This is a genomic window from Streptomyces sp. NBC_00433 (assembly GCA_036015235.1).
Taxonomy (GTDB): Bacteria; Actinomycetota; Actinomycetes; order Streptomycetales; family Streptomycetaceae; genus Actinacidiphila.
This window is the reverse complement of sequence record CP107926.1, coordinates 4,309,945-4,322,042: the sequence shown is the minus strand read 5'-3', so window position 1 is coordinate 4,322,042 and position 12,098 is coordinate 4,309,945. Positions and strand designations below refer to the sequence as shown.

Here is a 12,098-nt window from a genome sequence, read left to right as displayed (position 1 = left end):
GACGAATGGCGGGGCCACTTACCCCTCACACGCTCGCTGCGGACCCGGTACTGACTGACGGAAACCGCCTGCTGGTATGGATCATCGCGGTGGTCGCGGTGGCCGCCCTCGCGCTCGCCGCGGTGTTGGTACGTCAAGTGCTCGCGGCTGACGAGGGCACCGACAGTATGAAGAAGATCGCTGCTGCCGTGCAGGAAGGCGCCAACGCCTACCTCGCACGGCAGTTCCGTACGCTGGCGGTCTTCGCCGTCGCGGCATTCTTCCTGCTCATGCTGCTTCCCGCGGACGACACCTCGCAGCGTATCGGCCGATCGATCTTCTTTCTGGTCGGCGCCGTTTTCTCGGCGATCACCGGATACGTCGGAATGTGGCTCGCGGTCCGCAGCAATGTGCGGGTCGCGGCGGCGGCGAGAGCGGCGACACCGGAAGCCGGAGAGCCGGCCGCGGATTTGACGGACGTCTCGCACCGGGCGATGAAGATCGCATTCAGGACCGGCGGCGTCGTCGGAATGTTCACCGTGGGACTCGGCCTGCTCGGCGCCTCCGCCGTCGTGCTGATCTACAAGGCCGACGCGCCCAAGGTGCTCGAAGGCTTCGGTTTCGGCGCGGCGCTGCTCGCGATGTTCATGCGGGTCGGCGGCGGCATCTTCACCAAGGCCGCCGACGTGGGCGCCGACCTGGTCGGCAAGGTCGAGCAGGGCATCCCCGAGGACGACCCGCGCAATGCCGCGACCATCGCGGACAACGTCGGCGACAACGTGGGCGACTGCGCCGGCATGGCGGCCGACCTCTTCGAGTCCTACGCCGTCACCCTGGTGGCGGCGCTGATCCTCGGCAAGGTCGCGTTCGGCGACTCGGGCCTGGCCTTCCCGCTGCTCATCCCGGCGATCGGGGTGCTCACCGCGATGATCGGCATCTTCGCGGTCGCGCCCCGGCGGTCCGACCGCAGCGGCATGTCGGCCATCAACCGCGGCTTCTTCATCTCCGCGGTGATCTCGATGGCGGGCGTCGCGGTGGCCGTCTACGCCTATCTGCCGTCCTCCTACGCCGACCTCGACGGGGTCGGCGCCGACATCAGCGGGCACTCGGGAGATCCGCGGGTGCTGGCCCTGGTGGCGGTCGCCATCGGCATCGTGCTGGCCGCGCTGATCCAGCAGCTCACCGGCTACTTCACCGAGACCTCCCGGCGCCCGGTCCGCGACATCGGCAAGAGCTCGCTGACCGGCCCGGCCACGGTCGTGCTGTCCGGCATCTCGCTCGGCCTGGAGTCCGCGGTCTACTCGGCGCTGCTGATCGGCCTGTCCGTCTACGGCGCCTTCCTGCTCGGCGGCACCTCGGTCTGGCTGGCGCTCTTCGCGGTCGCCCTGGCCGGCACAGGGCTGCTGACCACGGTCGGCGTCATCGTCGCCATGGACACCTTCGGGCCGGTCTCCGACAATGCGCAGGGCATCGCCGAGATGTCGGGCGACGTCCACGGCGAGGGCGCGCAGGTCCTCACCGACCTCGACGCGGTCGGCAACACCACCAAGGCCATCACCAAGGGCATCGCCATCGCCACGGCGGTGCTGGCGGCGACCGCGCTGTTCGGCTCTTTCAAGGAGGCCGTCGACACGGCGGTCGCCAAGGCGCATCCGGGTGCCTCCGACGCGCGCTGGCTGTCCCTGGACATCTCGCAGCCCAACAATTTGGTGGGGCTGCTCTTCGGCGCGGCGGTGGTCTTCCTCTTCTCGGGCCTGGCGATCAGCGCGGTGTCCCGGTCGGCGGGCGCGGTGGTCTACGAGGTGCGCCGGCAGTTCCACGACCACCCGGGCATCATGGACGGCACCGAACTGCCCGAATACGGCCGGGTGGTGGACATCTGTACCAAGGACGCGCTGCGCGAGCTGGCCACGCCCGGCCTGCTCGCCGTCCTGGCGCCCGTCGCGGTGGGCTTCAGCCTCGGCATCGGCTCGCTGGCGTCGTATCTCGCCGGCGCGATCGGCGCCGGGACCTTGATGGCGGTCTTCCTGGCCAACTCCGGCGGCGCGTGGGACAACGCCAAGAAGCTCGTCGAGGACGGCCATCACGGCGGCAAGGGCAGCGAGGCGCACGAGGCGACCGTCATCGGCGACACCGTGGGCGACCCCTTCAAGGACACCGCGGGCCCGGCCATCAACCCGCTGCTGAAGGTGATGAACCTGGTGGCGCTGCTGATCGCCCCCGCCGTGGTCAAGTTCAGCTACGGCGTCGACGCCAACGCCGCCGTGCGGATCATCGTGGCGGGCGTCTCGATCGCGGTCATCGTGGCCGCGGTCTACATCTCCAAGCGCCGCGGCGTGGCAATGGGCGGAGCCGACGACATGGGCGACGGGGACGGCGGCGGCCAGGACCGCGAGGCGAGCGGCTCCACGGTGGTCGCCTGACACCGCGTCCGGCGCAATGTACCGGCGGTGTGACACCTGTCACTCCGTCAGATCCGCGGCGGGCGGCCGGACGTGACCGGCCGTCCGCCGCCCAGGCGAAGTGCGCGGGCCGCACCGTACCGCCCCTTGCTACGAATGGCTTGAATATCGGACGAATGATGACAAATTCTTCCGATGATTCGCGGTCGGCACCCCCTTCCCGTGTAAATTCCGGGGCCGTGAGGCCACGGAAGGGACCCAACCGGTGAAGCTGAACCACAGGCTCGCGCTGTCCTGTGCGGTCGCGCTGCTCGCGCTGTCGTCGCTGTCGGCGTGTTCGAGCGACGACACGGGCAAGAAGCTGGACGCCTGGGCGAAGGGCGTCTGCGACCAGACCGCGGCTCAGACCAAGAAGATCAACGACGCGAACACGGCGCTGACCAAGGTCGACAGCGGCGGCAAACCGGAGGCCGTGCAGGCCGCCGACTCGGCCGCCTTCCAGCAGATCTCCGACGCCTACAAGGCGCTGGCCGGCATCTACAGCCAGGCGGGCGCCGCGCCCGGCAGCGACGGCGCCCAATTCCAGCAGAAGGCCGTCACGTCGTTCACCATCCTGTCCACGCAGTACGCCGGGCTGAAGAAGCAGGTCGACGCGCTCAACACCACCGACCAGAACAAATTCGCCGAAGGGCTGCAGGGCGTGTCCGACTCGTTCAAGCAGACCAGCGCCGACGGCGAGCAGGCGCTCAGCTCCCTGCGCCAGGGCGACCAGGGCAAGGCACTGGCCAAGCAGCCCGGCTGCCAGAGCGTGTCGGGCTCGGCGTCGCCCACCAGTTCGTAGCCGCGGCCTCCCTCGAAGGCGCGCGCCGAGTGGACCGGACGCGCGCACCGAGCGCCGGGCGTCGCCGCGTCCGCGACAATGGCCGGTGTGCAGACGCCTCACCTCCCCGCCCCCGACAGCGCGCCCGCCCTGCGGGACGACCTGCGTGCCGCGGCCTTCACGGCCGACGGCTGCCTCGACCTGCTCGGCGCCGTCGCCTATGCGGCGCTGTCGCGGGCCGAGACCGTGCCCGCGCTGCGCGCCACCCGCGGCGACAGCCCGCTGGACACCCTGGTCAGGCTCTTCCTTCTGCAACGCCCCGTCCCCCACGAACGGGCCCGGGCCGCGCTCCCCGGCCTCGATCGCTACGCCGCCGACGGCTGGCTGCTGCGCGACGGCGATGACGTACGCGCCACCGTCGACGTTCGCCCCTACGCCGGTGACGGCGGCGCCGACTGGTGGATCGTGTCCGACCTGGGCTGCGCGGTGGGCGGCGCGGGCGGCATCGGCAGCGCGCCCGGCGTGGACCGGGCCGATTTGGTGCTCGGCGTCGGCGGCGCGTCCACCACGCTGGCCGGGCTGACCGTACGCGAACCGGTCGGCAGCGCCCTCGACCTGGGCACCGGGTCCGGCGTCCAGGCACTGCACGCCGCCCAGCACGCCACCCGCGTGACGGCCACCGACGTCAACCCGCGCGCCCTGCACTTCGCCCGGCTGACCCTCGCGCTGTCCGGCGCGCACGAGCCCGACCTGCGCCGCGGCAGCCTCTTCGAGCCGGTCGGCGACGACCGCTACGACCTGATCGTGTCCAACCCGCCCTTCGTGATCTCGCCGGACAGCCGTTTCACCTACCGCGACGGCGGTATGGGTGGCGACGACCTGTGCCGCACCCTGGTCCAGCAGGCCGCCGACCACCTCAACGACGGCGGCTGGTGCCAGCTGCTCGCCAACTGGCAGCACACCGAAGGACAGGACTGGCGGGAGCGCCTCAGCGGCTGGGTGCCGCGCGGCTGCGACGCGTGGATCGTGCAGCGCGAGGTGCAGGACGTCGCACAATATGCCGAGCTGTGGCTGCGCGACGGCGGTGACCACCGCAGCGACCCCGCGACCTACGCCGCCCGCTACGACGCGTGGCTCGACGACTTCGAGCACGCGAAGGTCAGCGGCATCGGCTTCGGATGGATCACCCTGCGCAAGTCGGGCGCCGAAGCGCCGGTGATCACCGCGGAGGAATGGCCGCACCCGGTGGAGCAGCCGCTCGGCCCGCACATTGCCGCGTGGTTCGCCCGGCAGGACTTCCTGCGCCGCCATGACGACGCCGACCTGCTCGAAGCCCGCTTCACGCTTTCCGACGAGGTGGTCCAGGAGCAGGTCGGGCTGCCGGGCGCCGAGGACCCCGAGCACGTGGTGCTGCGCTCCGCCCGCGGCATGCGCAGGGCCACCAAGGTCGACACCGTCGGCGCGGGCTTCGCCGGGGTCTGCGACGGTACGCTGCCGGCCGGCCGGATCGTCGACGCCATCGCGCAACTGCTCGGCGACGACCCGGTGGTGCTGCGCGACCGAACGCCCGGCTCCATCCGGATGCTGGTCGAGCAGGGCTTCCTCGACCCGGTCCCCGACGGCGTCAACCCGGCGCCCTGAGGTTCACACGGCCGCGTCACCCGGGGGTCAGCGCAGATTGCGCAGCACCGCCCACGCGACCAGAACCGCCCCCACCGCATACGACGCCCGCGCCCCCAGCACCGGGCGCCAACGCCGTCCGCGCAGGCCCGCCACCGTCCAGCGCCCGGCGACGGCCAGCAGGAAAGGCGTGCAGACCAGCAGCAGCGCGTTGTCGTGGAAGGCACGCACCGGGTCCGCGTGCAGCAGGTCGTACGCCATGCGGGTGGCCCCGCAGATCGGGCAGAGCAACCCCGTGGCCCAGTTGAAGGGGCAGCGCGGCAGCCAGTGGCCCGGCTGGTGCGGGTCGGTGCCGTGGAGATACAGCGACCCGGCAAGGGCCGCGGCCAGCGCGCCCAGCGGCGCCGCGGCCGGATGTCCCGCGGCACGCCGCGCCATGCCGCCGGCCGTCCGGGTACCCGCGGTGGTCATCGCCGCGTCACGCGCTCAGGGCGCGGGCACGGCCGACCTGCCCGGCGAGGGGGTCGACATCCCGGGGACCGCGTACCGGAATCAGCGCGGCAACCGGACCGTCCGACTGCGGATCGCCGCTCCGAGGACCGCCGTCCCCGTACGGATTCTGGTCGGACATCCGATCCCCCTGTACTGCTGCGGCCCGCCGTCCGCGAGCGGGCGGCGCGGCCGTTGTCGCGGACCATCATCGCAGTCCGCGCCCGCCGCGTCGCGCCCCCGGCGCCTCCCGCCGCGGTCCGTCCCGCCGGGGTGTCGGGCGTCTCACCGGACTCTGACATGACCCGTCCATGCGGCAGACAGACCGCTTGTCGGGTTACCGTTCGGATGGCGTTGTTGACTTTTCCCGTTTGACACAGGACCGGGAGGTACGGTCACACTCCGCAGCGTCACCCCTTCGAACCGGAGAGAAGAGCGAAGTTGTCCCCGACCCGCGAGACCGCACCGGCCGGCCGCCGACTCGTCATTGTCGAGTCGCCCGCCAAGGCGAAGACGATCAAGGGCTATCTCGGTCCTGGATACGTCGTCGAGGCCAGCGTCGGGCACATCCGCGACCTCCCCAACGGGGCCGCCGAAGTGCCGGCGGAGTACAAGGGCCAGCCCTGGGCGCGGCTCGGCGTCAATGTGGACAGCGACTTCCAGCCGATCTACGTCGTGAACGCCGATAAGAAGGCACAGGTCAAGAAGCTCAAGGAGCTTCTGAAGGACTCCGACGAACTCTTCCTGGCCACCGATGAGGACCGCGAGGGCGAGGCCATCGCCTGGCATTTGCAGGAAATCCTCAAGCCCAAGGTCCCGGTGCACCGGATGGTCTTCCACGAGATCACCAAGGACGCCATCCAGGAAGCCGTCCGCAATCCGCGGGAACTGAACCAGCGGCTCGTCGACGCCCAGGAGACCCGCCGCATCCTCGACCGGCTCTACGGCTACGAGGTCTCGCCCGTGCTGTGGAAGAAGGTCATGCCGCGCCTGTCGGCGGGCCGCGTCCAGTCGGTGGCCACCCGGCTCGTCGTCGAGCGGGAGCGCGAGCGCATCGCCTTCCGCTCCGCCGAATACTGGGACCTGACCGGCGTCTTCGACACCGGCCGCACCGGCGACGCCACCGACCCGTCCACGCTCAACGCCCGGCTGGTCTCCGTCGACGGCCGCCGGGTCGCCCAGGGCCGCGACTTCGACGCCGCCACCGGCGCGCTCAAGGGCGGCGCCACCGTCCTGCAGCTGGACGAGACCGCCGCCCGCGCCCTTGCCGCGGCACTCGCCGACACCCGGTTCTCGGTCCGCAGCGTCGAGTCCAAGCCGTACCGCCGCTCGCCCTACGCGCCCTTCCGCACCACCACGCTCCAGCAGGAGGCCTCGCGCAAGCTCGGCTTCGGCGCGAAGGCCACCATGCAGGTCGCACAGAAGCTGTACGAGAACGGCTTCATCACCTACATGCGTACGGACTCCACGACGCTCTCCGAGACGGCGATCAAGGCCGCCCGCGCCCAGGTCACCCAGCTCTACGGCGCCGACTACCTGCCGGACAAGCCGCGCACCTACACCGGCAAGGTCAAGAACGCGCAGGAGGCGCACGAGGCGATCCGCCCCTCGGGCGACCGCTTCCGCACCCCCGCGGAGACCGGTCTGACCGGCGACCAGTTCCGGCTGTACGAGCTGATCTGGATGCGGACCGTCGCCTCCCAGATGAAGGACGCGGTCGGCCAGTCCGTCACCGTCAAGGTCGGCGGCACCTCCGCGGACGGCCGGGACGCGGAATTCAGCGCCTCCGGCAAGATCATCACCTTCCACGGCTTCCTCAAGGCCTACGTCGAAGGCGCCGACGACCCCAACGCCGAGCTGGACGACCGCGAGCGCCGGCTGCCGCAGGTCACCGAGGGCGACCCGCTCACCGCCGAGCAGGTCACCGCCGACGGCCACGCCACCAAGCCGCCCGCCCGCTACACCGAGGCGTCGCTGGTCAAGGAGCTGGAAGAGCGCGAGATCGGCCGCCCGTCGACCTACGCCACCATCCTCGGCACGATCCTCGACCGCGGCTACGTCTTCAAGAAGGGCACCGCGCTCGTCCCGACCTTCCTGTCCTTCGCCGTCGTCAACCTGCTGGAGAAGCACTTCGGCTGGCTCGTCGACTACGACTTCACCGCCTCCATGGAGGACGACCTCGACCGCATCGCCCGCGGCGAGGCCCAGTCCGTGCCGTGGCTGCGCCGCTTCTACTTCGGCGCCGACGACCCGGGCGCGGCCGCCGCCTCGCCCGGCAGCAGCGGCGACGGCGACCACCTCGGCGGCCTCAAGGAACTGGTCGAGGACCTCGGCGCCATCGACGCCCGGGAAATCTCCTCCTTCCCGGTCGGCGACGGCATCGTGCTGCGCGTCGGCCGCTACGGCCCCTACGTCGAGAAGGGCGAGCGCGGCGAGGAGGACCACCGCCGCGCCGACGTCCCCGACGAGCTGCCGCCCGACGAGCTGGACATCGAATACGCCGAAGAGCTGTTCGCCCGTCCCAGCGGCGACTTCGAGCTGGGGAACGACCCGGAGACCGGCCGCCCGATCGTCGCCAAGGACGGCCGCTACGGCCCCTACGTGACCGAGATCCTCCCCGAGGACACCCCGAAGACCGGCAAGAACGCGATCAAGCCGCGCACCGCGTCGCTCTTCAAGTCGATGTCCCTCGACACCGTCACCCTGGAGGACGCGCTCCGGCTGATGTCGCTGCCCCGCGTCGTCGGCGCGGACGCGGAGGGCGTCGAGATCACCGCGCAGAACGGCCGCTACGGGCCGTATCTGAAGAAGGGCACCGACTCGCGCTCGCTGGAGGCCGAGGACCAGCTCTTCACGATCACCCTCGACGCGGCGCTGGCCATCTACGCCCAGCCCAAGCAGCGCGGCCGCGCCGCGGCCAAGCCGCCGCTGAAGGAACTCGGCACCGACCCGGTCAGCGAGCGGCCCGTCGTCGTCAAGGACGGCCGCTTCGGCCCCTACGTGACCGACGGCGAGACCAACGCCACGCTCCGCCGGGACGACGACGTCGAGTCGATCACCCCGGAGCGGGGCTACGAGCTGCTGGCCGAGAAGCGGGCCAAGGGGCCCGCGAAGAAGACGACGGCGAAGAAGGCGGCTCCGGCGAAGAAGGCGCCCGCCAAGAAGGCCGCGGCGAAGAAGGCCGCGCCCGCGAAGAAGGCCGCCGCCAAGAAGACGACGGCGAAGAAGGCCGCGCCCTCCGCGGAGTAGCCGCGGCCCCTCTGCGCTCGGGCGGCGCGTCGTCACCGTCCGAGAGGGGCCTGTTCGGTTGTTGCCGGACCACGGCCGGTGGTGTGTCGCGCGCGCGGTTCCCCGCGCCCCTCCAGGTGCCGCCTGCCGCGGAGGTGCCCAGGTCCGGGCTCGCGGACTGGCGCCCGGGAGCGCGGGGATGGGCGATAGGCTGTTGGGATGACGCGATCCGAGCAGCCCCCGCAGCCCGCTGACGTCACACCCGCCTTCGCGGGCGATCTGGCGGCGGATTCACGGGACCGCGCGGTGGGCGCGCTGCTGAAGATCCCGGCATTGCGGAAGCTGTGGAATGCCCAGCTGACCGGCGCGGTCGCGGACCGCCTCGGGCTGCTGGTGCTGCTCTGGCTGACAGTGCAGGCGACGAGCGCGGCGAACGCGTTCGGCGGCGGATACCGCGGAGTCGCACTCGCGACGGCCGCGGTCTTCGCGGCCCGCCTCGTGGCCACGCTGCTCTTCGGCGCCGTCCTGCTCGGCCCGCTGTCCGCGGCCACCGCGGAAGGCGGCCCGCTGGACCGCCGCTGGACCATGATCGGCGCCGACGGCGTACGCCTCGCGCTCTTCATCGTCGCACCCCTGTGGATCACCTGGTCGCCGGATTCGGCGCACATCTGGCTGCTGGGCACCGCCTTCGTCGCCGGGATCGCCGAGCGGCTGTGGGCCGTCGCCAAGGACGGCGCCGCCCCCGTACTGCTGCCGCCGCCGGGCGACACCTCGGTTCGGCCCGCGCCCGACCACCTGGCCACGCTGCACCGGCTCGACCTGCGGACCAGCTTCGTCGCGCTGCCGCTCGCCGCCGCCGCGATGGTCGTCATCACCCTGGTCAACACGCTGCTGGCGACCGGCGTCAGCTGGTTCGACCTGCACCAGGTCGCGCTGTCCTCCTACGTCGCCGCCGGACTGTTCTCCGCCTCGATGGCGGTGCTCTCCGCACTGGAGCTCCCGTCGGGCACGGCCGCCAGGCCGCGTTCGCCGCTCGAAGGACTCCGGCTGCCCAAGGGCCCCGCCGGCGCCGAGAACGGCAGGACCGGCACGCTGCCGCTACTGGTACTGGCCACCACCGCGGTCGCCGGCGCCATCGCTGCGGCCGTGTCCGTGGCAGTCCTCCACGCCGCCGCACTGGGCTTCGGCCCGACCGGCTTCGGCCTGCTCGTCCTCGTCCTGTCCGCGGGCACCGTGCTCGGCATCCGCGTCGCACCCCGCACCCTGCCCGGCCTGTCCAGGCGGCGGCTCCTCGCCCTGGCCATCGGCGTGACCGGCGTGGCCCTGCTGCTGACCGGCCTGGTCCCCGACCCGACCACCGTGCTGCTGCTCGCGCTGCTCGCCGGCACCGCCGCCGGGATCAGCGCCAACACCGGGCACCTGCTGATCGAGCAGGAGGCCGAGGAGACCCGCAGGGCCAGGACCACCGAGCATCTCCAGGCCATGGCGAGGGCCGCGCTCGGCGTCGCCGCGATCTGCGCGCCGCTGCTGGCCGCCGCGATCGGCCCGCACCGCGTCGACAACGGCCGCTTCACCTTCGACCACGCCGGCGCCGCCTACACCCTGATGCTCGTCGGCGCCCTGCTGCTGCCCGTCGCCGCGCTCGTGCTCGGCAAGACCGACGACCGCAGCGGCGTACCGCTGCGCCGCGACCTGCGCGAGGCGCTGCGCGGCGCGGAACCGTCCGCCGCGCCCGCCTCCACCGGCTTCTTCATCGCCGTCGAAGGCGGCGACGGCGCCGGCAAGTCCACCCAGGTCGAAGCGCTCGCGAGCTGGATCCGCGCCAAGGGCCACGAAGTCGTCGTCACCCGCGAGCCCGGCGCCACCGCCGTCGGCAAGCGGCTCCGGTCGATCCTGCTCGACGTGTCGTCCGGCGGCATCTCGCACCGTACGGAAGCGCTGCTCTACGCCGCCGACCGTGCCGAGCACATCGACACCGTCGTACGCCCCGCGCTGGCCCGCGGCGCCGTCGTCATCTCCGACCGCTACATCGACTCGGCCGTCGCCTACCAGGGCGCGGGGCGCGACCTGGCGCCCACCGAGATCGCCCGCATCAACCGCTGGGCCACGGACGGGCTCGTCGCCCACCTGACCGTGCTGCTCGACGTGTCGCCGGAAACCGCCAGGGAGCGCTTCACCGAGGCCCCCGACCGGCTCGAATCGGAGCCCGCGGAATTCCACCAGCGGGTCCGCGCCGGCTTCCTCACCCTCGCCGCCGCCGACCCCGCCCGCTACCTCGTCATCGACGCAGGCCAGGAACCGGCCGCCGTCACCACGGTGATACGCCACCGGCTCGACGAAGTCCTCCCGCTGTCCGACCAGGAGATCGAGGCCCGCGCCGAAGCCGAGCGCAAGGCCGCGGAAGAGGCCGCACGGCTCGTCGCCGAGGAAGCCGCCCGCAAGGCGGAGGCCGAGCGGGCCGAGCGCGAGCGGCAGGCACAGCTGGAGAAGCTCCGCCGCGAGGAGGAGGAACGGCGCCTCGCCGCCGAGGAGGCCGCCCGGCAGGAGATCGCGGAACGCAAGGCCGCGCAGGAGGCGGAGGTCGTGCGCCGCCGCCAGGAGGAGGCCGACCGCCTCGCCGCCGAGGAAGCCGGGCGTGTCGCGGCGGAGACCGCAGCCAGGGAGGCCGAGCAGGCCAGGCTGCGGCGGCTCGCCGAGGAGCAGGCCAGGCTGCGCTCCGAGGCGGAGGCTCGGCGGCTGGAGAAGCAGCGCAAGGCGGAGGAGGCGCTCCTCCGCGCCGAGGCGGCTCGGGCCGCGACCCCCGCCCCCGCGGAGGTGGACGACGCGACGACGGTCGTCACGCCGGTCGTTCCCGAGGACGCGCCGTCCACGGACTCCTCCGAGACCACCACGGTGCTGCCGCCCGTCGTGCCGGCTCCGGAGCCCGACTCCTCCGACGAGCCGGAATCCGGTTCCTCCGACGAGACGGCGGTCCTGCCCGCGGTTCCCTCTCCGGAGCCTGCCGCTGACGACGAGACGGCCGTCCTGCCGCCCGTGCCCGGCACCGCCAGCGACGCGGATCCGGCGGACCGCGTGCCGCCGTGGCTCTTCCGGCCCGAGCCGGGCCCCGGCGAGACCGACCGGACGCGGGAGCTTCCCGCGGTCCAGTCGCCCGCCGCGCGCCGGCCTCGGCCCGACTGGGCCGAGGAGACGCCCCTCGACGACCTTCCGACTCTCGCGGACGAGCTTCTCGGCCGCCACGACGAGGGCGACCACCCCCGCCACTAGCCCCTGGCGGGGAGCCCCCCGACCTGCACCTTGCGGTCCGATCCCTGCCTGCGGCTGCCGTCGTGGCTGGTCGCGCAGTTCCCCGCGCCCCTTTTGGCCTGCGTCCTTCGCCGTCAGGCGCTGGTCCCTGGGAGGGGCTTGCCCTCTGGACGGAGGGTGAGCGTTTTCAGGGGCGCGGGGAACTGCGCGCCCCGCCGAAGAGGCGCGAAAGAAAGCCCCGCCACAGCAAGTGGCACCCACCCAGGGGCGCGGGGAACTGCGCGCACGGCCCCCACGCAGCGGCACCGTGGAGT

Annotated in this window: 6 protein-coding genes; 5 read left to right on the top strand and 1 reads right to left on the bottom strand. The window is 72.4% G+C overall.

Annotation, left to right across the window (positions count from 1 at the left end; all coding sequences use genetic code 11):
• The first annotated feature begins 5 nt into the window (after nt 1–5).
• The 3 genes from OG900_18230 to OG900_18220 all read left to right on the top strand — a co-directional run bounded on the left by OG900_18230 (nt 6) and on the right by OG900_18220 (nt 4,842).
• Entirely contained in the window at nt 6–2,402 is a 2,397-nt protein-coding gene (locus OG900_18230) for a sodium-translocating pyrophosphatase (protein ID WUH91854.1), read from the top strand.
• A gap of 244 nt (nt 2,403–2,646) precedes the next feature.
• Nucleotides 2,647–3,222: a small secreted protein gene (locus OG900_18225; protein ID WUH91853.1), complete on the top strand. Its 576-nt coding sequence runs from the start codon at nt 2,647–2,649 to the stop codon at nt 3,220–3,222.
• Nucleotides 3,223–3,309: 87 nt separating this feature from the next.
• The gene (locus OG900_18220) at nt 3,310–4,842 is read left to right on the top strand and encodes a class I SAM-dependent methyltransferase (GenBank protein WUH91852.1); all 1,533 of its coding nucleotides are present in this window, start codon (nt 3,310–3,312) and stop codon (nt 4,840–4,842) included.
• Nucleotides 4,843–4,869: 27 nt separating this feature from the next.
• Here OG900_18220 and OG900_18215 read toward each other — a convergent pair whose 3' ends face one another.
• Complete coding sequence (locus OG900_18215; GenBank protein WUH91851.1) at nt 4,870–5,292, bottom strand: DUF2752 domain-containing protein; 423 nt, start codon at nt 5,290–5,292, stop codon at nt 4,870–4,872.
• 459 nt (nt 5,293–5,751) lie between these two features.
• Between OG900_18215 and topA the strand changes: the two genes are divergently transcribed.
• Entirely contained in the window at nt 5,752–8,559 is a 2,808-nt protein-coding gene (gene topA / locus OG900_18210) for a type I DNA topoisomerase (protein ID WUH91850.1), read from the top strand.
• Between the two features lie 198 nt (nt 8,560–8,757).
• Entirely contained in the window at nt 8,758–11,805 is a 3,048-nt protein-coding gene (gene tmk, locus OG900_18205; protein ID WUH91849.1) for a dTMP kinase, read from the top strand.
• The last annotated feature ends 293 nt before the right edge of the window (nt 11,806–12,098 follow it).